At 70.4% G+C, this 26,831-nt stretch carries 23 protein-coding genes; 14 read left to right on the top strand and 9 right to left on the bottom strand.

What is annotated here, in order from left to right:
- Positions 1-38: 38 nt before the first annotated feature.
- Both OG293_RS19795 and OG293_RS19790 read left to right on the top strand, forming a co-directional pair.
- Entirely contained in the window at positions 39-347 is a 309-nt protein-coding gene (locus tag OG293_RS19795; protein ID WP_406000107.1) for a DUF6879 family protein, read from the top strand.
- A gap of 9 nt (positions 348-356) precedes the next feature.
- A complete protein-coding gene (locus OG293_RS19790; RefSeq protein ID WP_406000106.1) occupies positions 357-785 on the top strand; it encodes a pyridoxamine 5'-phosphate oxidase family protein in 429 nt (142 codons plus the stop codon).
- A gap of 51 nt (positions 786-836) precedes the next feature.
- Here OG293_RS19790 and OG293_RS19785 read toward each other — a convergent pair whose 3' ends face one another.
- Positions 837-3,629: an FAD-binding and (Fe-S)-binding domain-containing protein gene (locus OG293_RS19785; protein ID WP_406003646.1), complete on the bottom strand. Its 2,793-nt coding sequence runs from the start codon at positions 3,627-3,629 to the stop codon at positions 837-839.
- A gap of 277 nt (positions 3,630-3,906) precedes the next feature.
- Here OG293_RS19785 and OG293_RS19780 point away from each other — a divergent pair, with 277 nt between their 5' ends.
- The 4 genes from OG293_RS19780 (at position 3,907) to OG293_RS19765 (ending at position 8,130) form a co-directional block, all read left to right on the top strand.
- Positions 3,907-4,548, top strand: a complete 642-nt coding sequence (locus tag OG293_RS19780; RefSeq protein WP_406000105.1) for a GTP-binding protein — start codon at positions 3,907-3,909, stop codon at positions 4,546-4,548.
- An 82-nt stretch (positions 4,549-4,630) separates the two neighbouring features.
- A complete protein-coding gene (gene serC / locus OG293_RS19775; protein ID WP_406000104.1) occupies positions 4,631-5,749 on the top strand; it encodes a phosphoserine transaminase in 1,119 nt (372 codons plus the stop codon).
- A 342-nt stretch (positions 5,750-6,091) separates the two neighbouring features.
- Positions 6,092-7,282 carry a serine hydrolase domain-containing protein gene (locus tag OG293_RS19770; RefSeq protein WP_406000103.1) on the top strand — a complete coding sequence of 397 codons (1,191 nt, stop codon included), beginning with the start codon at positions 6,092-6,094 and terminating at the stop codon, positions 7,280-7,282.
- Positions 7,283-7,665: 383 nt separating this feature from the next.
- Entirely contained in the window at positions 7,666-8,130 is a 465-nt protein-coding gene (locus OG293_RS19765) for a hypothetical protein (protein WP_406000102.1), read from the top strand.
- Positions 8,131-8,223: 93 nt separating this feature from the next.
- Here the strand turns inward: OG293_RS19765 and OG293_RS19760 are convergent, their stop codons facing one another.
- Positions 8,224-9,186, bottom strand: a complete 963-nt coding sequence (locus OG293_RS19760; RefSeq protein ID WP_406000101.1) for a WD40 repeat domain-containing protein — start codon at positions 9,184-9,186, stop codon at positions 8,224-8,226.
- Positions 9,187-9,276: 90 nt separating this feature from the next.
- Between OG293_RS19760 and OG293_RS19755 the strand changes: the two genes are divergently transcribed.
- Positions 9,277-10,029, top strand: coding sequence for a GDSL-type esterase/lipase family protein (locus OG293_RS19755; protein WP_406000100.1), 753 nt, complete (start codon positions 9,277-9,279; stop codon positions 10,027-10,029).
- Positions 10,030-10,336: 307 nt separating this feature from the next.
- Positions 10,337-11,287: an AraC family transcriptional regulator gene (locus tag OG293_RS19750; RefSeq protein ID WP_406000099.1), complete on the top strand. Its 951-nt coding sequence runs from the start codon at positions 10,337-10,339 to the stop codon at positions 11,285-11,287.
- A 99-nt stretch (positions 11,288-11,386) separates the two neighbouring features.
- Here the strand turns inward: OG293_RS19750 and OG293_RS19745 are convergent, their stop codons facing one another.
- Positions 11,387-11,851, bottom strand: a complete 465-nt coding sequence (locus OG293_RS19745) for a hypothetical protein (RefSeq protein WP_406000098.1) — start codon at positions 11,849-11,851, stop codon at positions 11,387-11,389.
- A 319-nt stretch (positions 11,852-12,170) separates the two neighbouring features.
- Between OG293_RS19745 and OG293_RS19740 the strand changes: the two genes are divergently transcribed.
- Positions 12,171-13,160: an aldo/keto reductase gene (locus OG293_RS19740; protein ID WP_406000097.1), complete on the top strand. Its 990-nt coding sequence runs from the start codon at positions 12,171-12,173 to the stop codon at positions 13,158-13,160.
- Between the two features lie 471 nt (positions 13,161-13,631).
- On the opposite strand, the gene thpR is transcribed toward OG293_RS19740, so the two are convergent.
- From thpR to OG293_RS19725, 3 genes are all read right to left on the bottom strand, one after another.
- Complete coding sequence (gene thpR, locus OG293_RS19735) at positions 13,632-14,195, bottom strand: RNA 2',3'-cyclic phosphodiesterase (protein WP_406000096.1); 564 nt, start codon at positions 14,193-14,195, stop codon at positions 13,632-13,634.
- Positions 14,196-14,373: 178 nt separating this feature from the next.
- Positions 14,374-15,690 carry an MFS transporter gene (locus OG293_RS19730; RefSeq protein ID WP_406000095.1) on the bottom strand — a complete coding sequence of 439 codons (1,317 nt, stop codon included), beginning with the start codon at positions 15,688-15,690 and terminating at the stop codon, positions 14,374-14,376.
- A gap of 27 nt (positions 15,691-15,717) precedes the next feature.
- Positions 15,718-16,164 (bottom strand): MarR family winged helix-turn-helix transcriptional regulator, encoded by a 447-nt coding sequence (locus OG293_RS19725; protein ID WP_406000094.1) that lies wholly within the window; start codon positions 16,162-16,164, stop codon positions 15,718-15,720.
- A 136-nt stretch (positions 16,165-16,300) separates the two neighbouring features.
- Between OG293_RS19725 and OG293_RS19720 the strand changes: the two genes are divergently transcribed.
- Positions 16,301-16,483 (top strand): ribbon-helix-helix protein, CopG family, encoded by a 183-nt coding sequence (locus tag OG293_RS19720; RefSeq protein WP_406000093.1) that lies wholly within the window; start codon positions 16,301-16,303, stop codon positions 16,481-16,483.
- Between the two features lie 146 nt (positions 16,484-16,629).
- On the opposite strand, the gene OG293_RS19715 is transcribed toward OG293_RS19720, so the two are convergent.
- Positions 16,630-18,078, bottom strand: a complete 1,449-nt coding sequence (locus OG293_RS19715; RefSeq protein ID WP_406000092.1) for an NCS2 family permease — start codon at positions 18,076-18,078, stop codon at positions 16,630-16,632.
- Positions 18,079-18,259: 181 nt separating this feature from the next.
- Here OG293_RS19715 and OG293_RS19710 point away from each other — a divergent pair, with 181 nt between their 5' ends.
- Together OG293_RS19710 and OG293_RS19705 are read left to right on the top strand one after the other, a co-directional pair.
- Entirely contained in the window at positions 18,260-18,616 is a 357-nt protein-coding gene (locus OG293_RS19710) for a DUF2530 domain-containing protein (RefSeq protein ID WP_406000091.1), read from the top strand.
- Positions 18,617-18,737: 121 nt separating this feature from the next.
- The gene (locus tag OG293_RS19705) at positions 18,738-21,194 is read left to right on the top strand and encodes an HAD-IC family P-type ATPase (protein WP_406000090.1); all 2,457 of its coding nucleotides are present in this window, start codon (positions 18,738-18,740) and stop codon (positions 21,192-21,194) included.
- A gap of 184 nt (positions 21,195-21,378) precedes the next feature.
- Here the strand turns inward: OG293_RS19705 and OG293_RS19700 are convergent, their stop codons facing one another.
- Positions 21,379-24,909, bottom strand: a complete 3,531-nt coding sequence (locus OG293_RS19700; protein ID WP_406000089.1) for an AAA family ATPase — start codon at positions 24,907-24,909, stop codon at positions 21,379-21,381.
- A 204-nt stretch (positions 24,910-25,113) separates the two neighbouring features.
- Positions 25,114-25,629: an ATP-binding protein gene (locus OG293_RS19695; protein WP_406000088.1), complete on the bottom strand. Its 516-nt coding sequence runs from the start codon at positions 25,627-25,629 to the stop codon at positions 25,114-25,116.
- Between the two features lie 170 nt (positions 25,630-25,799).
- Between OG293_RS19695 and OG293_RS19690 the strand changes: the two genes are divergently transcribed.
- Together OG293_RS19690 and OG293_RS19685 are read left to right on the top strand one after the other, a co-directional pair.
- Positions 25,800-26,714 (top strand): Scr1 family TA system antitoxin-like transcriptional regulator, encoded by a 915-nt coding sequence (locus OG293_RS19690; protein WP_406003645.1) that lies wholly within the window; start codon positions 25,800-25,802, stop codon positions 26,712-26,714.
- Entirely contained in the window at positions 26,677-26,805 is a 129-nt protein-coding gene (locus OG293_RS19685) for a DUF397 domain-containing protein (protein WP_406000087.1), read from the top strand. The genes OG293_RS19690 and OG293_RS19685 overlap by 38 nt, the downstream gene beginning before the upstream one ends.
- Positions 26,806-26,831: the final 26 nt, after the last annotated feature.

Raw genomic sequence — 26,831 nt, 5'->3', positions numbered from 1 at the left:
ACGCCCTGTGGTCACCGGACGACCAGGAAGGCACACCCATGCGCAAACTGGTCGGCAGGCCATTGACGGACTACAGCCGCTACCTGTTCGAGTGGGCCATCCCGGGAAATGTCGAGGCCGGGGAGGACTACCGGATCGTGGACGCGACGGACCGCGAAGTGGGCGTACCGATCCAGGATTTCTGGATGTTCGACGAGACCGCCGTGGTTCACCTGAACTACCGACCCGACGGGACGCCAGAGGTAGCCGCCGAGACCGGTGTCCCACTGGGGCCCGGCAAACGGTCCTCCGCGATGGTGGTCCGAGGGGCGCTCGTCCGGCGAGCCGATGGATCCCGCTCGTGGTAGGCAAGGCCTATGCAGCGCGACGAGCTCATCTGGTTCCTCCGCCGGTACAAGCTGGCCGTCCAGGCGTCCGTCAGCCCGGACGGTGCACCCCAGGCCGCGGTCGTCGGCTACGCGGTCAGTGACCAGCTGGAGATCGTCTTCGATACGGTCGACACCACCCGCAAGTGCATCAACCTGCGCGCCGATCCGCGGATCGCGCTCGTCATCGGCTGGGACGACGCGATCACCGCCCAGATCGAGGGCGTCGCGGACTTCCCCACCGGCACCGAGCTCGAACGCGTGCGGGAGTGGTACTTCACCGCCTATCCGGACGGCCGGGACCGGCTGGCCTGGCCCGGCATCACGCATGTGCGGGTGCGGCCGTCCTGGGTGCGGTACAGCGATTTCACCCAGGACCCTCCGCTCGTCGTCGAGGTGCCCGCCGAGGAGCTTGCCTGAGCGGGCGCTCGACCCGGTGACGGACCCACCGGCCGGAGCGAGCACGACCGGTCACCCGTCCAGCCCCTCCGCGAGCACCTCCGCCAGGTGCCTCGCCCGCCGTCCCGCCAGCTGGTCCAGTTGCGTACGGCAGGAGAAGCCGTCCGCCAGGATCTCCGCGGCCCGGCCCGCCGCCCTCACGGACGGGAGCAGTTGGTCCTCCGCGCAGGCCACGGACACCTCGTAGTGGCCCTTCTCGAAGCCGAAGTTCCCCGCGAGGCCGCAGCAGCCGCCACTCAGCTCGCCGGCCAGGCCCGCCCGTTCCCGCAGCCTGCGCTCCGCGCCGTCGCCGAGGACCGCGTGCTGGTGGCAGTGCGTCTGCCCCGCGACCTGGCGGTCCAGGCGTGGCGGAGTCCAGTCCGGGGCGCATTCCTCCAGGACCTGGGCGAAGGTGCGCACCGAGGCCGCCAGGCGGGCCGCGCGGGGGTCGTCCGCGAGCAGTTCCGGGAGGTCCGTCTTCAGGGCCGCGGCGCAGCTGGGCTCCAGGACCGCCACCGGCACGCCCGGGTCGAGGAGCGGCTCCATCGTGTCCAGGGTGTGGCGCATGACCGTACGGGCCCGGTCGAGCTGGCCCGTCGAGACGTACGTCAGCCCGCAGCAGACCCGGCCCGGCGGCAGGGCGATGCCGATGCCCGCCGACTCCATGACCTTCACGGCCGCCCGGCCCACGGACGGTGCGAGGTGGTCGGTGAAGGTGTCCGGCCACAGCACCGCCGTACGGCTCGCGGCCAAGACGTCGGTCCGGTCGCGCATCCGGTCCTGGAGCCAGCGCCGCAGGGTCGTGGTCGCGAGCCGGGGAAGCTCGCGCTCGGGCGCGATGCCCGCCGCGGCCTTCGCCAGCGCCGCCAGCGGGCGCACCCGCGCCACCGCGTTGACGACCCGCGCGTAGGGGGCGGCCAGCCGCAGCCACACCGGCAGCCGTCCCATGGCGTAGTGCGCGGCGGGGCGGCGCCTGCCCGCGTAGTGGTGGTGCAGGAACTCCGCCTTGTGCGTGGCCATGTCGACGCCCACCGGGCAGTCGCTGCGGCAGCCCTTGCAGGAGAGGCAGAGGTCGAGCGCGTCCCGTACCTCCGTCGATCGCCACCCGTCGCGCAGGACGTCGCCCGCGAGCATCTCGTGCAACAGCCGCGCCCGGCCGCGGGTGGAGTGCCGCTCCTCGCCCGTCGCCCGGAAGGACGGGCACATCACGTCCGCACCCGAACTCGGCCCCTTGACACGGCACTTGGCGACACCGACGCACCGGCGTACGGCGGCCGAGAAGTCCCCGCCGTCGTGCGGGTAGCCGAAGGCCACGTCGACCCGCTCGCGCGGCAGCACGGAGAAGCGGAGGTTGGCGTCGAGCCGGTCCGGGCGGGCCAGCATCCCCGGGTTCATGCCGCCCGCCGGGTCCCAGACGTCCTTGAACCGGCCGAAGAGGGCGACCAGTTCGTCGCCGTACATCTTCGGCAGCAGTTCGGCGCGCGCCTGGCCGTCGCCGTGCTCGCCCGACAGCGAGCCGCCGTGCGCGACGACGAGCTCGGCCACCTCCTCGGAGAAGGCCCGGAACCGCGCCACGCCCTGGTCGCTCATCAGGTCGAAGTCGATCCGGACATGGATGCAGCCGTCGCCGAAGTGTCCGTACGGCGTGCCGCGCAGCCCGTGGTCGGCGAGCAGGGCGCGGAAGTCCCGCAGATACGCGCCCAGCACGGCGGGCGGCACCGCGCAGTCCTCCCAGCCCGGCCACGCCTCGGTTCCGTCGGCCGTGCGCGTCGCCGTGCCCGCCGCGTCCTCGCGGACCCGCCACAGCGCGCGCATCCCCGCCGGGTCGTCCAGCACCGTGCCCTCCAGCGCGTCCGCCGCCCGCACGATGGCCTCCGCACGGACGCGCGCCTCGGCCGCCGTCGCCCCGCCCGTCTCCACGAAGAGCCAGGCTCCGCCGCGCGGCAGCCCCCGCGGGTCCGGCACCAGATCCTCGGCCATGCCCTCGACGGTCAGCGGCCGGTGGGCGAGGATTCCGGCCGCCGCGTCGGCGGCGGCGCTCTCGTCCGCGTAGCCGAGCACGGCCAGCGCACGCGCGCGTGGCGCCTCGACCAGGCGTACGGTCGCTTCGGTCACCACGCCGAGCGTGCCCTCGCTGCCGCAGAACGCCCGCGTCAGGTCGGCGCCGTTCTCGGGCAGCAGGGCGTCCAGCGCGTATCCGGAGATCCGCCGTGGCAGTCCCTGCGGGTATCCGGTCCGCAGCAGCGCCAGATTGCGGTCGACCAGCTCCCGCAGACCGGTGGGCGCGCCTTCCCACCCCTGGCCCAGGCGCAGTTCCGCGCCGCCGTAGGTCACCACGGAGAGGCCGCGCACATTGTCGGCCGTCGTACCCCACGCCACCGAGTGCGAGCCGCAGGAGTTGTTGCCGATCATCCCGCCGAGCGTGCAGCGGCTGTGCGTGGACGGATCGGGCCCGAAGGTCAGCCCGTCGGACCGTACGGAGTCGCGCAGGGCGTCCAGGACGACGCCCGGCTGCACCACCGCCGTGCGCGTCCCGGCATCCACCGCGAGCACCGCGTTCATGTGGCGGGTGAAGTCGAGCACCACACCGACGCCGGTGGCCTGGCCCGCGATGGACGTCCCGGCCCCGCGCGGCACGATCGGCACCCCGCGGGCGCGGCACACCTCCAGGGCGGCGGCCACGTCCGTCGCGTCGCGCGGCGCGACGACGCCGACCGGCACCCGCCGGTAGTTGGACGCGTCCATGGTCACCAGCGCACGGGCAGCGGCGGTGAAGTCCACCTCGCCGCGCACCGCCCGGGTGAGCTCCCGCGCCAGCTCGCCCATTTCGCCCGTTTCGCCCGGATCGCTCGTCCCGCGTCGGCCCCGCGCCGGCCCTCGCTGCTCGCCCATGTCTCTCAGGATGCCCCTGTCGCTCGCGTCACACCTGCGCGAACCGTGCCAGGTGTACGCGTTGCGCCCGGACGCCCGACGAAAAGCCCGCGAGAACAGCCCAATGTGATCGCCAACTCTCCTATAGTGACGACCACTTGATCAGGGAACCTGCGGCTCCAGTTACGCCCCCCGGAAGGCAACACCCGATGACCGGCACTGCCCAGAACCGATGACCCGCTGCACACGGGTGGCCCCACCGACACAGCCCCACCCCGCGCGCGCCGGGACGACCGTCAATGCCCTGAAGATCGTCATCGTGGGCGGATTCGGAGCGGGCAAGACCACGATGGTCCGCTCCGTCAGCGAGATACGCCCGCTGCACACGGAGGAGGTGATGAGCCATGCCGGGCGCAGCCTCGACGACACCGGCCGCACCGGCGCCAAGAACCCCAGGAGTGCCAAGAGCGCCAAGGGCGCCACCACCGTCGCCTTCGACTTCGGCCGGATCACCATCGACGACCGGACAGCCCTGTACCTCTTCGGCTCACCGGGCCAGGAACGCTTCGGCTTCCTGTGGGAGCGGCTGTTCGAGGGCACGCTGGGCGCGGTCGTCCTCGTCGACACCCGCTCCCTGCCCGACGCCTGGTACGCGCTGGACCGCCTGGAGCACCACGGCACGCCCTTCATCATCGCCGTCAACGACTTCGGCGGGCCTTTGCACAGCGACGAGCAGATCCGCCAGGCACTCGCGCTGGGGCCCGAGGTCCCGCTGGTGGAGTTCGACGCCCGCGACCACTCGTCCAGCAAGTTCGTGCTGATTGCACTGGTCGAGTATCTGCACACCCTTGCGGTGCATCAGAAAGACGAATGATCCGCAGGTCAGGAGCCGGGGGCTTGTCTCAGCCGCCGGACCGCGGCTCCGCCGCGCCGCCGGAACGGCTACGCTCCCGAACGTGGCTGAGATCCAGATTCCCGCTGACATCAAGCCCGCCGACGGCCGTTTCGGCGCGGGCCCCTCCAAAGTGCGTACGGAGGCGCTGGACGCCCTGGCCGCGACCGGCACCTCTCTCCTCGGCACGTCCCACCGCCAGGCCCCGGTGAAGAACCTGGTCGGCGCGGTGCGCGACGGTGTACGCGACCTCTTCCAGCTCCCCGAGGGCTACGAAGTGATCCTGGGCAACGGCGGCTCCACCGCCTTCTGGGACATCGCGACGCACGGCCTGATCGAGAACAAGTCGCAGCACCTGTCCTTCGGCGAGTTCTCGTCCAAGTTCGCCAAGGCCTCGAAGCTCGCGCCGTGGCTGGCCGAGCCCACCGTCATCACCTCCGACCCGGGCACCCACCCGGACCCGCAGGCCGAGGCCGGCGTCGACGTCTACGCCTTCACCCACAACGAGACCTCCACCGGTGTCGCCACCCCGATCAAGCGGGTCGCGGGCGCCGACGAGGGCGCGCTCGTCCTGGTGGACGCCACCTCCGGTGCGGGCGGCCTGCCGGTCGACATCACCGAGACGGACGTCTACTACTTCGCCCCGCAGAAGTCGTTCGCCTCCGAGGGCGGCCTGTGGATCGGCGTCTTCTCCCCGGCCGCGCTGGAGCGCGCCGCGCGCATCCACGACTCGGGCCGGCACGTGCCGGAGTTCTTCAGCCTGCCGACGGCGATCGACAACTCCCTGAAGAACCAGACGTACAACACCCCGGCGCTGTCCACGCTCTTCCTGCTGAACGAGCAGCTGACCTGGCTGAACAGCCAGGGCGGCCTGGACTGGTCGGTGTCCCGCACCGCGACGTCCTCGCGGAACCTGTACGGCTGGGCCGAGGCGTCCAAGTACGCGACGCCGTTCGTGGTCGACCCCGCGAAGCGCTCGCAGGTCATCGGCACGATCGACTTCGCGGACGAGATCGACGCGGCGGCGATCGCCAAGGCGCTGCGCGCGAACGGCATCGTGGACACCGAGCCGTACCGCAAGCTGGGCCGCAACCAGCTGCGTGTGGCGATGTTCCCGGCGATCGACCCGGCGGACGTGCAGGCGCTGACGGCCTGCATCGACTACGTGATCGAGAAGCTCTGACCGGGAAGCTCTGACCGGAGAGCTCTGACACAGCCGGTCCGACCGAGAGGGTCCGACGGCGAGGGTCCGGGCGGGCAGGTCCGACGACGAGGTACAGCGAGGTACGGCGAGGGCCCGGGTGCGATGTGATGTGCGCCCGGGCCCTTGTCGTACGCCGGAACGGTGTCCCGCAGCGACGGCGACCGTACGGAACGGCGACGGTGACCGGGACGACGGGCAATGGGCCGGGCCGGTGACCGGGCCGGGCCGTGATCGGCCGGATGGCGCACCGGAGCGGGCGGCCCCGGAAGCGCAGCGTGATGCTGGGCCTGCGATCTCGCCACCGTCGTCAGGAGACCCACCGTGCTGTCACGCCCCCCACGCCCCCCACGCCCCCGCCTCCATAAGCTGCGGCTGCCCACCGTCGCCCTGCTGACCGCCGCCTGCCTCACCGGCCTTGTGTCGTCGCCCTCCGTGGCCGGCGACCACGACCAGGACCACCGGCTGAACAAGCGGCTCCAAGAACTGGTCCGTACGCCCGGCGGACCGCCCGGGGCGATCGCCGTACTCAAGCGCGGGGACGACACCGAGGTCTTCCGGGCAGGCGTCGCGGAGCTCGGTACCGACCGCCCGCCGGAGCCGGAGGACCACATGCGGCTCGCGAGCGAGGCCAAGGCGTTCAGCGGGGCCGTCGCTCTCCAGCTCGTCGACCGCGGACTGCTGAGCCTCGACGACACGATCGCGAAGGTGCTGCCCGCTCAGCCGGCGGCCTGGGGCGAGGTCACCCTGCGGGAGCTGCTGAACCACACGAGCGGGCTGCCCGACTACACCACGGACCCGGACTTCGTGGCGCTGTGGTCGCAGGACCCGCGTCGCCACTTCGACTCCCGCACGCTGCTCGACTACGTGGCCGGGGAGCCGCTCAACTTCACCCCGGGCTCGCAGTATCTGTACTCGAACTCCGACAACATCGCGGTCGCGCTGATGGCGGAGGCGGTGAGCGGCAAGACGTACGAGCAACTGCTGAAGCAGAGCGTCTACCGCCCGCTCGGCCTGCGGAACACCAGCCTCCCGCAGGACTACCGCCTCCCCGAGCCCTATCTGCACGGCTACAGCATCGAACCGCCCAATCCTCCGGAGGACGTCAGCACGGCCGTCAGCGCCTCAAGCGTGTGGGCGTCGGGCGGCATCGTCTCGACCCCCAACGACGCGACCGCGTTCATCCGCCCGTACGCGGGCGGCGACCTGATCTCCAAGCCGACCCGGCGCCAACAGCTCACCTGGGTCGCGGGCGGCGCCTCCGAACCGGCGGGCCCCGGGGCCAACGACGCCGGGCTGGCGATCTTCCGCTACACGACCCGCTGCGGTGTCGTGTACGGCCACACCGGCAACTTCCCCGGCTACACCCAGCTGATGGCGGCGACCCCGGACGGCAAACGCTCCCTGACCTTCTCGATCACCACCCAGGTGAACAAGACCAACAACCCGGTGCTGCTCGCCACACTCCGGGCCACCCAGGAGGACTTCGTCTGCGATCTGCTCGGCCGCCGCTAGCGGCGGTACGAGGCGACGGGCCCGGGCCACGTGCCCGGGCCCGTCCGCGCGTAGCCCTTCCCGTGTACCCCTCTCGCATGCCCTTCGCGCGCACCCCTTCCCGCATGCCCCTTCGCGCGTACGCCTCCCCGTCGACCGGCGCGGTCCGCGCTTCGCGGTGCCGGTTCTCGCACGGGGCACGGGCGTCCGCTGTCCGTCCGGCGCCGCCTCCACGCCTCCCGCGGTTCGCGCCTATGCCTCCTGCATTTTCAGGTCAAACAGTGCCACAAACCCGTCACTGCCCCACGGAGCGTGTCCTTCCGGCGCCGCACGGTGTCAGAGTCCGGGGGCGGCGCCCAATCCGGGCACCGATGGATGAACTACCTGACGCAAGGAGTTCTTTCGTGGGGAAGAGAGCCACAACGCTTCTCGCAACCGCCACACTCGCCGTCATGACCCTGGCAGGCCAGGCGCAAGCGGCACCCGCACACCACGCGCCTTCGGCCGCCACGGGCAAGGCGGCGAAGCCGGGGGCCACCGCGAACCAGACGCGCCAAGCGCCGTTCACCCTGAGCCGCAACCAGTCGGTGCGCTCCAACACGGCCCGGCTGGTCATGCAGTCCGACGGCAACCTCGTCATCTACGACGAGTTCAACCGCGCCCGCTGGGCCTCGAACACCGTGGGCCAGGGCTGGACGGCCCGCTTCCAGACCGACGGAAACTTCGTCGTGTACACCCGCTCCAACCGAGCGGTGTGGGCCTCCAACACCGCCGGCCATCCCGGTTCACGCCTCGTCGTCCAGGACGACGGCAACGTTGTCATCTACGACGGAAGCCAGGCGGTCTGGGCCTCGGGGACCAACCACTGATCGCTGACGGCTGATCGCTGACCCCTGATCGTTCGTCACCGGGAGCCGGGCTACGCGCGGGCCCGGCCCCCGGTTGCGTCGCCGCGACCGCCCCTACCCGCGACGCAGCAGCCGCTTGATCCCGAGGACGAGTGCTGTTCCTCCCGCGAGCACGATCAGCCCGTACATGAAACTGTTCTTCTGCCCGCTCTCGTCGGCGGTGGCGCCGCCGCCCTGTGACGGTGACGCGCTGGCCCCGCCCGACACGGATTCCTTACCGAGGGGAACACGCACCACCGCGCTCTGCTCCCCCTCCGATCCGAACAGCAGCGCCTTGCCGTCGGCGGTGTACGTCACGGACTCGGACTGCCCCTGCATCGGCGCTTGCACCCGGTGGTCGGCGCCCAGCCCGCCGTTCTTCCACTCGTATCCGCGCGCGCTGAAGTAGGAGCGCAACACCAGCTCCTTGCCGTCCGGCGAGAAGGCCCCGTCGGTCACCCACGGCACGTCGCCGATGCGCTTGAAGACGTTGGTCCTGGAGGACGAGAGCTTGGCGGGCCCCTCGTACAGTCCGCCGCCGTCCTCGCTCTTCGACGCGATGTAGACCCGGCCGGTCCGGGGATGGACCATCAGCGCCTCGGCGTTCCGCGCGCCGTCCGCGTACTTGACCGTGTACTGCGTGGCCCGGACAGTCATGTCCTTCAGGGCCTGCGGCTCGGGGAACGTGTAGATCCAGACGTGGTCCCAGCTGCCGTTGAGATTGTCGCCGATGTCCCCGACGTAGACGTTCCCGTCCGGGCCGACGGAGATGGCCTCCATGTCACGGGGCTTGCCCACCCCGCTGAGGGTGATCGTCGCGACGGTCCGCCCGGTCCTGGAGTCGACGGCGAAGACGCGCGGCTCGTCCTGGTCGTTGTGCGTCCAGTACACGCCCGGATGGGCATGGCTGGCGGCGAGCCCGCTGGACTCCGTGATTCTCGGGTCCTTGATCGTGAACCCGGAGTCGTCGTCGGCGGAGGCCGGGACAGCGGCGAGCAGGACGACGGCGGCAGCGGCGACGATCGGAAGCGAACGCATCCCCCCAGCCTGCCACGGCCGCCACCGGTCACCGGGCCGTGGCCGGTCTCACATCGCAGGTGCCTGGCTTGATCGGCGATGATGGCCCCCATGCGTTTCATGTTCGTCGGCGACTCCATGACCATCGGACGCGCCGGCGATTTCACCTGGCGCTACCGCATGTGGCAGCACCTCGACGCATCCTTCGGCGGCCCGTACGACATCGTCGGCCCGCGCACCGAGCTGTACGACACGACGGCGAACGCACCCCTGTCGTACGAGTACGGCGCCTTGGCCTTCCCGCCCGCCGCCCGGCGCCATCTCGCGGGCTGGGGCGAGGGGTGGCTCCACATGGCCCCGGTGATCCGCGAGACGGTCGCCGCGGATAAGGCGGACGTGCTGCTGGTCTCGCTGGGCCTGATAGACCTCGGCTTCTACACGGACAGCACCCGGACGGCCGCGAACGCCCACCGGTTCATCACCGAGGCCCGCGCGGCGAACCCTCGCATCCGGATGGTCCTGCTCCCGGTCATCCCCAACATCCGCGCGCGCACGGACGCCCCGTTCGCGGCGGAGTGCGACCGCTTCAACGAACTGCTCGCGAAGACGGTCGCGGACCTGGACGCGGCGGCGTCACCGGTCCTGCTGGCATCGTCCCCCGAGTCGTACGCGATCGACACGGACACGTACGACGGCACCCATCCCGGCCCGTCCGGCGAGCACAAGCTGGCGGGGGCGTTCGCGGGGGCGATGCACCAGGCGTGGGGGCTGGGCGGGCCGTACGCGCCCGAGACCTCCGCCCACGTGCGGCTCCGCCCGCCCTCCTTCGTCGAGGCCGTCAGGCGTACGTCGCCCACCGGCTGATCTCGAACGTCCCGTTCGTTCCGGCCGCCGACAACCTGCGGGGTGCCGGGCCGCTCCCGGCCGTTGCCCACCCCCGTGTCGATGAGCACCGTCGACGGAGTCCGAAAGACAGCCGGGCGGGGGCGAACTCGCCCTGTCACTCCACGACCCGGATGATCTCGACGTCTCCCAGCACGATGCGCTGCACGGTTTTCCCGCTCTCTCCCGGCTTCTCCGTCAGGTCGGGCCTGGAAAGCGCGAGTTGAGTGTCTCAGTACTCCAACTACTCATCCGGATACGCATACGGCTCGGCTCATACACTGGCGCGATGGATGTGGTCAGCGACGCGATCTCGGCCGTACGCACCGGACGGCCGTCCTCCAACCGCGTCCGGGTGGCCGGTTCGTGGTGCAGCCGGTTCGCCGGGTACGAAGGGGCGGGCTTCCATGTCGTCCTGGAGGGCAGCTGCTGGCTGCTGTCCGACACCGGCTCCGCTGTGTCCCTCGTCGCGGGCGATGTCGTCCTCCTGCCGCACGGCTCCGGCCATGTGCTCGCCAACACCCCTGCCGACCGGCACACCGTCGAGAACGCCGTCCCTTTCGAGAGCCTGCTGGACGGACACGGCCTGGGGACGGCCTCGCCGCCTCCGCCCCCGGACGCGCCGGACGCGGCCGACCTGCTGTGCGGGAAGTACCGGCTCGACCGCAGCCACGCGCACCCGCTCATGGCGGAGCTGCCGGACGTCGTCCATCTGTCCGACCGGGGCGGCCGGCACCCGGAACTGCGCGCGGCAGTCGAACTGTTGGGATGCGAGATCGGCGCGCACCGACCCGGCACGGGGGTGGTCGTCCCCGGCCTGCTCGATCTGCTGCTGGTCTACATGGTGCGCGCCTGGATGGCGGACGGCGCCGCCGCCGGTACGGCAGGCTGGCCCGCAGCGCTCAACGACCCCCTGGTGGCCGCCGCCCTGCGCGCCCTGCACGAGGAACCCGCCGACGCGTGGAGCAACGAACGGCTCGCCGCACGCGTCGGTGTCTCGCGGGCCACACTGGCGCGGCGGTTCACGGCTCTGGTCGGCCGCCCGCCGATGGCGTATCTCGGCTGGTGGCGGCTGACCCGCGCCGCCGCGCTGCTGCGTGACACCCAGGAGCCACTGGACACCATCGCCCGCCGGGTCGGCTACAGCTCTCCGTACGCCCTCTCCCACGCGTTCAACCGGCTGTTCGGCACCCCTCCGGGGCGCTTTCGGACGGAGGTGCCGTCACCCGTGGGCGAGTGACGGCACCCCCTCGCGCCTGCCGCCTGCCGCCTGGCGGCCGGAAAAGGCCGGAGGGTCAGGGGGATCAGAGGGTCAGGGGGATCAGAGGGGTCAGAGGGGTCAGAACACGAAGGGGCCGGGCAACTGGGCAGACGTGGCGTTGCACGTCACGCTGATGCCGAAGACCACGACCGTGAGCGACTTGCCCTCCAGGCTGTCGCCCGCTGCGACCGTCCCGTTCAGCGGACCGGTCGTCACGGGGCTGCCGGCCGGAATGGCGGGGTTGGACCTGCCGGTGAACGTCGCCGTGTCCGAGCCGTTCTTGGTGAGCGCGAGGGTGGAACGGACGGAGTTGGGCGAGAGGTTGATCGGCGAGGTGATGGCCGAGGTGGACACACTGATCGTCGCGGCCGTCCCGTCCTGCGTGGCCGTCAGCGTCGCTGTGCCCGAGCCGAACGCACCGCAGTCGAAGGAGAGGGTGGCCGTGTCCGGCGTCACCGCTCCGGCCGTGGGGGCCATGACGAGCGCGCCTGCGGCGACCACGCCGCCCAATAACGCGCCTATGCCGAGCTTGCCATGCTTCATGGAGGGTCCCGCCTTCTTGTGGGGGTTACGGGTTGGCGTCGCCGACTCCGCCTCTCCGACCGCGGCTCACGGTGTCGCGGCAGCCGGCGACAGCGCCATTGGGGCACGCACACCCGAAGAAAGGAAGGCCCGGTTCCGAAGAATTGACATGCTACGGCCAAAATCAGCCGGGCCGACGCGCCTTCCGCCTGGACGCGGCGGGCTGGTTCGGCGGCGCCTGACGAGTTCCCGGCACGGCGTGCCGCAGTGGGCGTCGGCGAGTCCCCCGCGACCGAATGCCCTTGCTTCGAGCACGCTCCAAGGCGTTGGCTTGTTACCCATGAAGTACACGCAGCTCGGACGCACCGGACTCAAGGTCAGCCGACTCGTCCTCGGGACGATGAACTTCGGGCCTCAGACCGACGAGGCCGAAAGCCACAGCATCATGGACGCGGCGCTCGGCGCCGGAATGAACTTCTTCGACACCGCCAACGCCTACGGCTGGGGTGCGAACAAGGGCCGTACCGAGGAGATTCTCGGCACCTGGTTCGCCCAGGGCGGCGACCGCCGCGACAAGGTCGTCCTCGCCACCAAGGTCTACGCGAACATGGGGCCGGAAGGCGAAGCCTGGCCCAACTACGACCGGCTCTCCGCCCTGAACATCCGCCGCGCCGTCGAAGCGAGCCTCAAGCGGCTCCAGACGGACCACATCGACCTCTACCAGTTCCACCACGTCGACCGGCACACCCCGGTCGAGGAGATCTGGCAGGCCGTCGACACCCTGATCCAGCAGGGGAAGATCCTTTACGCGGGCTCCTCCAACTTCCCCGGGTGGAAGATCGCCCAGATGAACGAAGCCGCCGGGAAGAAGGGCCTGTACGGACTCGTCAGCGAGCAGTGTCTGTACAACCTCGCCGAGCGCCGCGCCGAGATGGAGGTCATCCCGGCCGCGCAGGAGTACGGCCTCGGGGTCATCTGCTGGTCGCCGCTGCACGGCGGGCTTCTCGGCGGTGTGATCAAGAAGGAGAGCCAGGGCAGGCGCCGGACCTCGGGACGCTCGGCGGACGCGCTCGCGAACACCGAGGTGCGGGCGCAGGTCCAGGCGTACGAGGATCTGCTCGACAAGCACGGCCTGCGGCCCGGCGAGGCCGCGCTGGCCTGGCTGCTCACCCGCCCGGGCGTCACCGGGCCCATCGTGGGCCCGCGCACGGCGGACCAGCTGGCCTCCGCGCTGCGCGCGGTCGAGCTGGAGCTGAGCGACGAGGTGCTGTCCGGTCTCGACGAGATCTTCCCGGGCACGGGTCCGTCCCCGGAGGCCTTCGCCTGGTAGTCCGCCCGGCGTCGGCCCGGAAGTCAGCCCGGAGGTTCACCGATGGGGCGAGCGGGATGCTTGCTGGGCCTGCTCGCCCCTGCCGTGGCCGTGGCGACGGCGGTCGTCCCGGCCGTCGACCGGCCGGTGTCCAGCCGGAGTCCGTTCAACGGCACGCCGCTCGCGCGAGCCGGATACGGGCCGTCATCTGGCCAACGACGACACGGCGACGACCGCGAACATCAGCACAAGGACGCCGGCCATGATCTGGTTTCTGGTCTTGGGGTTCACGCAACGAGGTTAACTCGCCCGTTCGAGTGGCCCCGCCTCCTCTCCCCCGACTCCCGTCCCCGGCCTCGTCCTCTCCCCCGGCCCCTGTCCCGGTCCCCGGCCTCGGCGCCGCCCCGGCGTGACGCCCGGCCCAGTCCCCATCGCATCCCCGCCAGGTCCCCACCGCGCCCCCCGCACGCCTCTCCTCCGGACCCCGCGCGGTCAGCGGCCCAGCGCCCAGCTACCCACTGTCTCGTACCGCGGCTGCTCCCCGCGCACCCCGCTCACCGGCAGATTGCTGCGCACGAGCGCCAGCTCGCCGACCTCCCAGGACGCGCCCTCGAACGTGCCCAGCACCTCGACGTACGGCCGCAGATCCGCCTCGTCGCGACTGCGGGCGATCGTGAGATGGGCCTGGTAGCGGCGGTGCTCCTCCATGCTGACCCCGGCCCGCCGGGCTGCCGCGTCCGCGCGTTCGGCGAGCAGGCGCATCTCCTCCAGGCCACCTGCCGCCCCCGCCCACAGCGCGCGGCGTCCGAAACGGCCGCCCCCGTGGATGCGCAGCGGGAAGGGGGCGGTCCTGTGGGCGGCCCGCCCGAGCCGCTCGTGGAGCTCGGGCAGAAGTCCGTCGTCGACCTCGCCCATGAAGGCGAGCGTGAAGTGCCAGCCGTCCCGGCCGGTCCAGCGCAGCGTGTCCGCGCCGGGCAGGGCCCTCAACCGGTCGACGGCGAGGGCGAGTTCGTCCACGGCCTGGGCGGGTGGCAGTACGGCGGCGAAGAGTCTCATGGTCCGAGTCTGGCGCAGGTCGCGGCGCCCGCGGCGGGCGTTCCCTCATCGCCGGACGGACTGGAGTATGAGGCTGGCCATTCCGGCCATTCCGGCCTCGCCGACCTCGCCGACGTTTGAGGCGCGGGGGTCCGGGGCGGAGCCCCGGTTCGGGTGGGGGAACAGGCCCGCCGCGGCACTACGCCGCCGTCGCCAGTTGCTCCCTGGGCACGAACTCCACATGGCGGCGCCCCGGCCGCAGATCTATTTTCAGGCGCAGCCCGCCCACGCGGGCGAGCATCACGCCGACTCCGATCGCCGCGACCATGGCCACCGTGCCGCCCGCCGCGAAGCCGATCCGCGGTCCGTACGTATCGGTGACCCAGCCGACCACGGGCGCGCCCAGTGGCGTACCGCCCACGAAGACCATCATGAACAGGCTCATCACCCGGCCGCGCATGGCCGGTTCCGTCGCCATCTGGATGCTGGAGTTGGCCGTGACATTGACCGTGAGGCCGAACATCCCGAGCGGCACCAGCAGCACCGCGAAGATCCAGAACTGCGGCGCGAAGGCGGTCACGATCTCCAGCGCGCCGAACAGCACCGCCGCGCCCACCAGGACCCTCAGGCGTGCGCTGCCGCGCCGGGCGGCCAGCAGCGCGCCCGCCAGCGAACCGGCGGCCATCAGGGTGTTGAGCAGACCATAGGTGCCGGCGCCCGAGTGGTAGATGTCGTCGACGAAGGCCGAGAGCCAGATCGGGAAGTTGAAGCCGAAGGTGCCGATGAAGCCCACGAGGACGATCGGCCAGATCAGCTCCGGCTTCCCGGCGACGTATTTCAGCCCTTCCCGCAGCTGGCCCTTGGCCCGCGGCGGGCGCTCGATCCGGTACAGCTCTCCGGTGCGCATCAGCAGCAGGCCCGCTATGGGCGCGATGAAGGAGAGGCCGTTGAGCAGGAAGGCGTAGCCGCTGCCGACAGCCGTGATCAGCACACCGGCGAAGGCCGGGCCGACCAGGCGCGCGGACTGGAAGTTGGCGGAGTTGAGACTGACCGCGTTGGCCAGCTGGTCCGCGCCGACCATCTCGGCGACGAAGGTCTGGCGTGCCGGGTTGTCGACCACGGTGACCAGGCCGAGCAGGAAGGCCGTGAGGTAGACGTGCCACACCTGGACGTGGCCCGTGAGCGTGAGGACGGCGAGCGCGAGGCCGGTCAGGGACATCGCGGACTGGGTGGCCAGCAGCAGAGGCCGCTTGGGCAGCCGGTCGGCAAGGACCCCTCCGTACAGCCCGAGGAGCAGCATGGGCAGGAACTGCAGCGCGATGGTGATGCCGACGGCGGAAGCCGATCCGGTCAGGCTCAGCACCAGCCAGTCCTGGGCGATGCGCTGCATCCAGGTGCCGGTGTTGGAGACGACCTGGCCGGTGGCGAAGAGCCGGTAGTTACGGATCTTCAGCGAGCTGAACATGGTTGTAGGGGCGGGTGCGGGTGCGGAGTCTGCTCCGGGTCCCGAACTCAAAAGTGTTCGCCTCCTCTGTGGTGCGGATTAGAGATGTGCGAGCTTCTCCAGCACGGGGGCGGCTGCGCGCAGCTTGGCCCACTCGTCCTCGTTCAGGCCTTCGGCGAGCGAGGCCAGCCAGGCGTTCCGCTTGCGGCGGCTCTCTTCGAGCATGGCCTCGGCTTCCTCGGTCTGGCTGACCACCTTCTGCCGGCGGTCATCGGGGTGCGGCTCCAGCCGGACCAGTCCCTTGGCCTCGAGCAGCGCCACGATCCGGGTCATGGACGGCGGCTGCACATGCTCCTTGCGGGCCAGTTCACCGGGGGTGGCCTGGCCGCATTGTGCGAGTGTGCCGAGCACCGACATCTCGGTCGGACTCAGCGATTCGTCGACGCGCTGATGCTTCAGGCGCCGGCCCAGCCGCATGACTGCCGAGCGCAGGGAGTTCACGGCGGCGACGTCGGCGTCGTCGTTGCCAGGGGTCAGGTCGGGCATGTTCGTTAGCGTAACTCATTACCCTGTCTAAATACCACTCCGCGCGTCACGGCTTTGGTTGACTTCTCACCCATATGAGTGAGAGACATCCGGAAAGTGACGCACCGGCGGCGACGGTCCGGCGACCCTGACCGGCATGGGATCGACAGTGCTCAGCCTGCGGATAGACGGTGAGCTCCTCGACCGGCTCAGGGGCCATGCCGCGAGACGCGGCATGAGCGTCCAGGACTACGTGGTCCGTACGCTCATGCGCGATGACTTCGACGAACGCTTCAAGGTGGCCGTCGACGAGACGGAGAAGTTCTACGGGCTCACCTGACAAGCCCGTTGAGGGCTCGGGCGGAACGGGCCCGCAGACGCGAGAGCTCGGGCGGAACGGGCCCGCAGACGCGAGAGCTCGGGCGGGACAGGCCCGAGACGCGAGGGTTCGGGCGTCAGACAGGCCCAAAAGCGCCGGGCCGGGGCTCAGGTGAGACCCAGCGCCGGCATCGCGTAGTAGAAGACGAACACCGCCGACACGATGTACATGGCGACCGGCACCTCACGGCCGCGCCCGACGGCCGGCCTCAGCAGGCTGAAGGTGATGAAGCCGATGCCGATGCCGTTGGTGATGGAGTACGTGAACGGCATCATCACCATCGCCAGGAAGGCCGGGACCGCGACCGTGAAGTCGCTCCAGTCGATGCCCGTGACGGACCCGGCGAGGATCAGGAAGCCGACCGCCAGCAGCGCGGGCGTCGCCGCCTGGGACGGGACCATCGTGGCGAGCGGGGTGAGGAACAGCGCCACCGAGAACAGCGCGCCCGTGACGACCGACGCAAGACCGGTCCTCGCGCCCTCGCCGACGCCCGCCGTGGACTCCACGAAGCAGGTCGTGGCCGACGACGAGGTCGCACCGCCCGAGGCGACCGCGATGCCGTCGACGAACAGCACCTTGTTGATGCCCGGGAGCCTGCCGTCCTTGTCCATCAGCCCGGCCTCGTCGCCGACGCCGAGGACGGTGCCCATCGCGTCGAAGAAGCAGGACAGCAGCACGGTGAAGACGAACAGCACGCCCGTCAGATAGCCGACCTTCCCGAAGCCACCGAAGAGACTGAACTGGCCGACGAGACCGAAATCGGGCGAGGCGACGGGGTTGCCGGGCCACTCGGGGGTCGTCAGGCCCCAGGACGGGACCGTCGCCACCGCGTCGATGACCATGGCGACGACCGTCATCGCGACGATCGAGATCAGGATCGCGCCCGGCACCTTGCGGATGATCAGCGCGAGCGTGAGCAGCGTCCCGAGGGCGAAGACGAGGACCGGCCAGCCGAGGAGATGGCCGTCGGTGCCCAGCTGGAGCGGGACGGTGGTGTGGGCGGCGTCCGGAACGCGGGAGACGAAGCCCGAGTCGACCAGGCCGATCAGCATGATGAACAGGCCGATTCCGATGGCGATGCCCTTGCGCAGGCTGCGCGGCACGGCGTTCATCACGCGCTCGCGCAGACCGGTGGCGACCAGCAGCATCACGACGAAGCCCGCGAGGACCACCATGCCCATCGCGTCCGGCCAGGACATCCGGGGCGCGAGCTGGAGGGCGACGACGGTGTTCACACCGAGACCGGCCGCGAGCGCGATCGGGACATTGCCGATGACACCCATGAGGAGGGTCGAGAAGGCCGCGGTCAGCACGGTGGCGGTGACCAGTTGGCCACTGTCGAGCTGGTGCCCGTACATGTCCTTCGCGCTGCCGAGGATGATCGGGTTCAGCACGATGATGTAGGCCATCGCGAAGAAGGTGGCGAATCCGCCGCGGATCTCACGGGCGAGGGTGGAGCCGCGCTCGGAGATCCGGAAGCAGCGGTCAAGACCGCCGAACGGCCCCGACGGGGCCGGGGACGGGGAGTCGACCTTGGCGGTGGCCGTGGGGGGCATCTGAACCTCGTCGATGATTCTTGGCCGGTTATAGATGTTCCTACGAACAAAACCAGGCGGACACAAACCGCTTCAGTATGAACTTATAAAGGACCGAGCGGTATCTCCGCGCGTAGATAAGGGAGGTCACAGGGGCCAGAGGGGTGCGTGGGGCTGATGCGGGGCGACCTAGACTGACCGCATGGCGAAGTGGACCCCCAAGCACGAGGCACCCGAGCCCCTGGAGGGGCCCGTCGTCGCCACCATCACCGGCGGCACGATCCTCTGGTTCGTCCTCTTCCTCGTCCAGATCCCCTTCTACAACTGGTTCTCCGACCGGGACCTGATGTGGTGGGTGTGGACCTGTCTGGCCGGAGGCGGACTCGGGCTGATCGGCATCTGGTACGTGCGCGGGCGGGACGCGGCCATCAAGCGCGCGAAGGCGGCCGAGGCCGCGGAGGCACGGACGGCAGAGACCGGAGCCGCGGAGGCAGAGACCGGAGCCAAGGCCGCGAAAGCGGGGACCACGGCCCCGGAGCCGGACGAGAACGGGAACTGACCCCCTGGGGCGAGACCCCGGAAGGCCCCGTACTGCCAGGGGACGATTCGCATCATCCCGCGGTCTGATCCCAGGCGTCCTCGCCGGGTGAACCGGCCGGTCCGGCCGTACCGTCGAAACCATGACGCAGCGGGCGAGGACCGACGCGAACGACCCCGAGCCGGGCGGCCCCGTCATCGACGCGGGAGCCGAGCTCGACCCCGTACACCCCGCAGAACCGCCACGCTCCGCGCTCGCGCCCCGCGCCGTCGGACTGACGACCGCCGAAGTCGCCGAGCGGGTCGCCCGCGGCGAGGTCAACGACGTACCCGTCCGCTCCTCTCGCTCCACCGTCGACATCGTCCGCGCCAATGTCTTCACCCGCTTCAACGCCATCATCGGCGTGCTGTGGGCGGTCATGATCTTCGTCGCGCCGTTCCAGGACAGCCTCTTCGGCTATGTGATCATCGCCAACACCGGCATCGGCATCGTCCAGGAGCTGCGCGCCAAGAAGACGCTGGACTCGCTCGCGGTCATCGGCGAGGCCAGACCGACGGTACGGCGGGACGGCACCGCCGCCGAGGTCTCCACCGCCGAGATCGTCCTCGGCGACCTCGTCGAACTCGGGCCCGGTGACAAGGTCGTCGTGGACGGCGAGGTCGCGGAGGCGGACAGCCTGGAGATCGACGAGTCGCTCCTGACGGGCGAGGCCGACCCCGTCATCAAGAAGCCCGGCGACCCGGTGATGTCGGGCAGCTTCGTGGTCGCGGGCGGCGGGGCGTTCACCGCGACGAAGGTCGGGCGGGAAGCCTATGCGGCGCAGCTCGCCGAGGAGGCGTCCCGCTTCACGCTCGTCCACTCGGAGCTGCGCAGCGGCATCAGCACGATCCTCAAGTACGTGACCTGGATGATGATCCCGACCGCGATCGGGCTCATCATCAGCCAGCTGGTCGTCAAGGACAACAACTTCAAGGACTCGCTGGCAAGGACCGTCGGCGGCATCGTGCCGATGATCCCCGAGGGCCTCGTGCTGCTGACGTCGGTCGCCTTCGCCATCGGGGTCATCCGGCTCGGCCGCAAGCAGTGCCTCGTCCAGGAACTGCCCGCGATCGAGGGCCTCGCCCGGGTCGACGTGGTCTGCCTCGACAAGACGGGCACGCTCACCGAGGGCGGCATGGACGTCACCGAACTGCGCCCGCTGGGCGGCGCGGACGAGACGTACGTACGCAAGGTGCTCGGCGCACTCGGCGACTCGGACCCGCGCCCCAACGCCTCCCTCCAGGCCCTCATCGACGCCTACCCGGACAGCGAGGACTGGCGGTGCACCCAGTCGCTGCCCTTCTCGTCGGCGCGCAAGTACAGCGGCGCCAGGTTCAGCGAGGGCAACGGAGAGAGCTCCACCTGGCTGCTCGGGGCGCCCGATGTGCTGCTGCCGACGGGCGCCCCGGCCCTGTCCGAGATCGAGGAGCTCAACGAACAGGGCATGCGGGTGCTGCTGCTCGCCCGGGCGGCGGGCGAGCTCGACGCCCCCGCGGTCGCCGAGCGTGCACGGCCGACCGCGCTGGTCGTCCTGGAACAGCGGCTGCGCCCGGACGCGGCCGACACCCTGCGCTACTTCGACGAGCAGAAGGTCCACGCCAAGGTCATCTCCGGCGACAACGCGGTGTCGGTGGGAGCGGTGGCCGGGAAGCTCGGCCTGCCGGGCGCGAAGAACACGGTCGACGCGCGGCGGCTGCCCAGGGAACCGGGAGAGATGGCCGACTCCCTGGACTCGCACGCGGTCTTCGGCCGGGTCACCCCGCGGCAGAAGCGGGACATGGTCGGAGCGTTGCAGTCCCGCGGGCACACGGTCGCCATGACGGGCGACGGCGTCAACGACGTGCTGGCACTGAAGGACGCGGACATCGGCGTCTCGATGGGTTCGGGCTCGGAGGCGACGCGGGCGGTGGCCCAGATCGTGCTCCTCAACAACAGTTTCTCGACGCTGCCTTCGGTGGTGGCGGAGGGCCGGCGGGTCATCGGCAACATCACGCGGGTGGCCACACTCTTCCTGACGAAGACGGTGTACTCGGTGCTGCTGGCGATCCTGGTGGTCTGCTCGCAGGTCGAATACCCCTTCCTGCCGCGGCACCTGACGCTGCTGTCGACGCTGACGATCGGTATCCCGGCCTTCTTCCTGGCTCTGGCCCCGAACAAGGAGCGCGCGAAGCCGCAGTTCGTGCGCAGGGTGATGCGGTACGCGATCCCGGCGGGCGTGATCGCGGCGGCGACGACGTTCGTGACGTATCTGCTGGCCCGCTCGTACTACAGCGGCCCCGGCTCACTGGACGCCGAGACGAGCGCGGCGACGCTGACACTGTTCCTGGTCTCGATGTGGGTCCTGGCGATCGTCGCCCGCCCGTACACCTGGTGGCGGATCTGCCTGGTGGCGGCGATGGGCGGGGCGTTCCTGATCGTGCTGGTGATCCCGTGGCTCCAGGACTTCTTCGCGCTGAAGCTGGTGGGCACGACGATGCCCTGGGCCGCGGTGGCGATCGCCGCGGTGGGGGCGGCACTGCTGGAGGTCACCTGGCGGTGGGTGGACCGCCGGTTCGCCTAGGGTCTTTCGTTTGGATCTTGCCGCGCTCGCGTGCCCTGGCACCGCTCACTGATCCGGCCTGATCCAATCGAAAGACCCAGGACGTGTCCGCAAAGTCCCGCCCGTCTCGCGACGCCCGTGGGGCGGACGCCGATACCGATACTCCGCGGACAGTCCACATCAAGGCCCTGGCAGTGCCGCCGGTTCAGCGGTCGGATGCGGCAGGACCGCCTCCCGCGCCGACTGCCGTCCCGCTGTCCTGCCCCAACCAGCCTTCCGTCGTACGCCACAGGACATGCACGCCGAACACGGCCCGCACGGTGTCTGCCGCCCAGTCGTCGGCAGGCGGTTCGGACAACACCAGGTACATACGGTCCGCGGTGCGCTGCAGAATGCTGTTGATCTCCATGAGGCGGGCCGCCCCGGTACGGAGTTCCGCGTACGCCGAGTGTCCCGAGCCGAGGACCTCGTAGAGGAACAGACCGTCCTCGCCGACCCGGCTGACATCGACGAACGGCGAATCGGACGGCTTCAGCCCCGCTCTCAGCAGGGCAGCCTTCAACTCGAACCGCACAGCCTCATGTGTGTTGCAGTTCCGGTCGTTCTCCGATGCGGCCGTCAGCGCGTGCTGAAGGCCCTCCCTTTCACCCGCCGGCCGGAGAGATCCCGCTTCTTCGACGGTCCTGGCGTCCATGGCCTGCACTTCGCGCTCCTTCTGAGATTCTGTCGGGGGCTGGCTGTCGGGTTCGGAACGGGTGTCGCTGCGGATTTCCGGAGCGGTGTCCGCCGCCGCCCCGAGGTGATGGGACAAGCCCTTCCGGGCTGCGGACAGGGCCTCCGCCCAGCCGCTCTTGTCAAGGCACGCCGAGACACGTGCTTCCCTCGCTCTCTCGCCGGACACAACCGCGTCACGCATGTCCTGCGCGAGTTCGCGCAGAGCGCCCAGACGGCCCACGTCGGGAGACCCAAGCAGGCGCCAGACGCTCAGCCAGTCGGACTGGTCCCGGCGCAGACAGCGGTTTGCCATGCCTTTCAGTTCCGAGAGGCGAGCCGCCGCATCCGCGGGTACCACGTCGCCGCCGCGGACGAAGTCGCCCGGAACATCGAGCGCTGCCGCGTAGCGCGCTGCCATGCCGGGCGAGAAGGGCCTGCGGCCGAAGTCGCTGATCGACACCAGGCTCACCCGTGCCTCGTTGCGGAACACCCAGCCCTCCAGCTCGGAGCCGACGGCCGGGACCGGTGATCCGTGGCGGAGGGCGAGAAGGAGGGTGCGTTCCGTGGCAGGTGACAGGGCCTGGACCCGCAGATGGGAACCGGGACCGGGTCCGAGCACCCGGAACGTCACATCGGCGCCGACCGGCAGCTCCTCCACGCCGCCCGACTCGTCACCCGGCTCCACGCCGCCCATGTCGTCACCCGCCTCCCCGTCACCCGCCTGCACCGTGCCCGTGTCCTCACCCGTTTCCCGGCCGTCCGTGTCGTCACCGTCCCTGTCGTCGCCGTCCCCGTCGTAGCCGTCGCCGTCGCCGTCGCCGTCGCGGACCAACGCCTGAGGCAGCGGTGACGTGTGCAGGACGGTCAGCGTCTGCGTACTGCGGGTCAGAGCCACGTACAACTGGCGCGGCCCGGCAGGTCCGCGGTCGGCGATGGTCGTCGGATCCAGGACCAGGACGTGGTCGAACTCCATGCCCTTGGCCTGGGCGGCGGCCAGGACCGACACCGCCTCTCGTCGCTCCGGGGTCATGCCGTCCGCCGCGTCGATACGTCGGCGTACCTCGTCCAGCCAGTCGTAGTCGTCGGGCACGATGACGGCGATCGACCTCAGCGACCGGCCGTCGTCCGTACCGACGAGACGGGTCGCACGGGTCACCGTCTCGTCCAGCAGCGCCCAGGGCTTCGTCGGAACCAGCCGTACCGCTTCGCCGCCCGCCTCACGGACAGCCACCGGGTAGGGCTGCGCGGGCGCGACCGCCAGGGCGAGCGGAGCCACGAACCTCATGATCTCCGCAGGCACGCGGTAGCTGGTGTTCAGCTGTGCGACACGCCAGTCGCCCTGGCCGGACAGAAGCCTGCCGAGGCGGCCCCAGGCGGCGTACGAATGGGGTCCGGTCGCCTGCGCCAGGTCACCGAGCACGGTCATCGAACCGGTCGGGCAGCGCCTCTGCAGGGACCTCGCCTGCATCGGCGTCAGGTCCTGGGCCTCATCGATGACGATGTGGCCGTACCGCTGCGGGGTCTCACCGGCAAGGAGAAATCTCAGCTCCTCCAGACAGACCAGATCATCGAGCGTCCAGGGTTCGTCTGCCGCCCTTTCGCTCTTCGGCCGCTGCAGCGCGGCCTGTTCGCCGTCGCTGAGGACCTGTGAGGCGCACTCCCGCAACTTGTCGGGGGAATTGAGCAGGCTCCGCAGCGCCTCCTCAGGACTCAGCGCGGGCCAGGTCCGCTCGACCAGGGTCGCGACCTGCCGGTTGCGCTCCAGGTCCTTGCGCACGCCCGTGTCCCTGCTGCGCCGGGGAGCCAGCCGGACCAGTTCGACCAGCAGCCGGTCGACCAGCAGAGTACGGAAGCGGTCGCGGCGCACCCGGTACGCCCCCGCCCCCTCTCGCGCCTCGCCCAACAGGCCGAGCACGTCCGAGCGCGGCAGCCGCAGCGTCGTGCTGCCGAGGGCCACGGTGAAGGCCGGCTCGTCATGTTCGTGCGAGGGAGCGGTGGTGAGGGATTCCAGCGCTTCCGGCCTGCATTCGTTCTCCACACGCCGTCGCAGGACGGCCGCCATCCGGTCGTCGGACTTGGCCAGCCGCGCCTTGGGGGAATCGGCGCCCCGGACTTCTCCCTCCCACAGGCGGGCGAGCTGAACGGCGTTGACATTCAGGGTCCCCAAGGTGGGCAGCACTCGGCCCACGTACTCCAGAAACCGCTGGTGCGGTCCCACCACCAGGATGTCCCGCGCGCGAAAGTGGTTGTTGTTGACCAGCCATGTCACGCGGTGCAGGCCGACCGCGGACTTTCCGGTGCCCGGACCACCCTGGATGACCAGCACATCCTGCGGTGAGCCGGTGACCAGCGCCATCTGATCGCGTCTGATCGTCTCGACGATGTCCCGCATCCGCCCGCTGCGGGAGCGGCGCAGTTCCCGGAGGAGGAAACGGTCGACCTGCTGGGGCTTCTTCCGCCGCCTGCGGGCGACCTCACGGCGGGGCGGCACGGTGCCAGGTGGTGGCACCGTTCGCGGTTGGGCGACCTCTTCGGGGGCGGCCGTCGGCGCGGTGTCGCTCCGCTCGCCCGGCGCCGGCGGCAAGGCGATCTCGTCGAAGTAGTCCTCGACGGTGCGTTGCGCGCAGCGTAACTGCCTGCGGAGAAGCACCTCTCCAGGATCCTCGGGCAGGGCGCTGTGCCACTCCTTGGCCAGAGGGCTGGTCCACAGGACAACCACGCGCTCGTGCGTCTCGGGATCGGACACCCCCCGCCGCCCGACGTAATACGGCGCGGGTTCGCTCGCCCCCGGCTCCTGGACGTCAACCCTGCTGACGACAAGGGCTTCCCCTTGTAAGCCGCCGTACTCGTCGGCCCAGGCCTCCGCCTGGTGGCGGACGGCGATGCTGTCCTTTCCGGAGGCCGAAGCCCGGGCGGGCGACTGATCGGTCACCTCCGCAAGACGCGCCTCGTAACAGTCGTAGGCACGGTCGACGGCCTTCTGCTCGCCCGCGATGACCGCTTCCCGTGATGTCGTGCTCACGCAATCCCCTCCCGACAGCGCACCGGCGCTGCGACGGGCCGACGCCCGTAACCCCGGTCACAGGATTAGCAGAAATCAGTGGGCAAAGGCTGATCAATCGCTCAACAAGCCGATGACCAGGGCGACTTCGGCCCGCCAAAAGCTCAACCGGCTTGCTGTGGGACCGATCTCGTCATGGCGCCCGCCGCAGAGCCGGGTTACCGGCTACGGCGACACTCGCCGCTCGACCGCCACCTCCGCCCAGACGGTCTTCCCGACAGGGTTGCGTGGCTCAACGCCCCAGCGGTCCGCCAACACGTCAACGAGAACCAGACCGCGCCCGGAGACGTCATCGGCGGCGGGGGCCTGTACGACGGTCGGGGGATGCGTCGAGGACGCGTCCGAGACTTCGACCCGCACCTGCCCCGGCCGCGCGCCGATGCTGAGCCGGAGCCGGAAGTCGCGGCCCGGTACGCGGCCGTGACGCACGGCGTTGCCGGCGAGTTCCGCCACCAGCAGGGCGACGGTGCACGAGAGATCCGAGTCGGGCGGGTGGCCCCACTCCGCCAGATGCCGCACGGCGACCCGGCGCGCCAGCCGTGCGCCTCGCGGTGTGGAGCCGAACAGCGCCGCGAACTCCCGGCCTTGGCCTGCCCCGTCGCGCGGCCCCTCCTCCGCTGCCACCTCCTGGTCCGGGCCTTCGCCCGATGTGGTCGTGGTCTTCAGCACCGCGTCGCCCATCCCGTTCGGTCTTTCGTCTCCGGGCACCATCCATAGGTGTACGGATGGTGACTTTCCGTGTTCAAGAATCGTCGGGCGGCCCTACGCTCGGAAGGGGATCCACCCTTACCTCGCAAGCCGTAAGGAACGGGAGTGAGCCCATGGCCAAGGAAATTGAGCCCGAGGTGTCGATGGCCGCCCTTTTCGGCTCACGGGTCCGCAGACTGCGTACGGCCGCTGGGCTGACCCAGGCCGAACTCGGGGCGAGGACCCATGTGGTGAGCACCCGGATCACCCAGGTCGAGCGGTCGTCCGGTGCCAAACCGACTCTGGAGCTCGCGCGGGCGCTCGACGACGCGCTCGGTGCGGACGGGTTGCTGGTGGACTTGTGGCCGCATGTCTACCGGGAGTCGTTCCCCGACTGGTCACGGACGTTCATGGCGTACTCGGCGCAGGCTGCCGCCATTCACGAGTACGCCTCGCATGTCGTGCCGGGCCTGTTGCAGACCGAGGAGTACGCACGGGCCGTGCTGGGTGTAGGCCTGTCCTTGAAGAACGAGCGGCAGTTGGAGGAGCGGCTGAACGCCCGGCTGGAGCGGCAGGAGCGGCTCACTTCGCCTGAACGGCCGGAACTGCTGGTCATTCTCGATGAGTCGGTGCTGCGGCGCCCGGTCGGCGGCGACGACGTCATGCGACGGCAGCTCGCCCGGCTGCTGGAGGCAGCCGCAGATCCGCACATCACCGTGCAGATACTGCCGTTCGACCAAGGCGAGCACGACATGCTGGGCGGGTCCCTGACCGTGCTGACGCTGCCGGACGGCTCGGAAGTCGCCTACACAGAGGGCGCACACCACGGACAGCTCTTCGAGGATCCGGACGAGGTCCGGCGTTTCGCGGTGACCTACGATCGGCTGCGGGAAGCGGCCCTGCCCCCGCGTAGGTCGCTCGGCGTGATCCGATCCGTGATGGAGGACGACTACCGTGACACGAAACTCCCTTCCCGGTCCGCACGACGCCTCCTGGCGCAGGAGCAGTTACAGCAATCAGGAGGGCGGCAACTGCGTCGAGGTGGCGGACGGAGTCGCCGACGTTGTTCCGGTGCGTGACAGCAAGGTCCCGCACGGTCCCGCGCTCACTTTCGCGACCGCGTCCTGGGCAGCGTTCATAGGCGAGTTGAAGGCCGCCGACCGGGCCTGAGTCCATCGGGATCCGGCGGGTGACCG

The sequence above is a fragment of the Streptomyces sp. NBC_00829 genome, from assembly GCF_045161795.1.
Lineage (GTDB): Bacteria > Actinomycetota > Actinomycetes > Streptomycetales > Streptomycetaceae > Streptomyces.
This window is presented reverse-complemented; position numbering and strand designations above follow the sequence as displayed.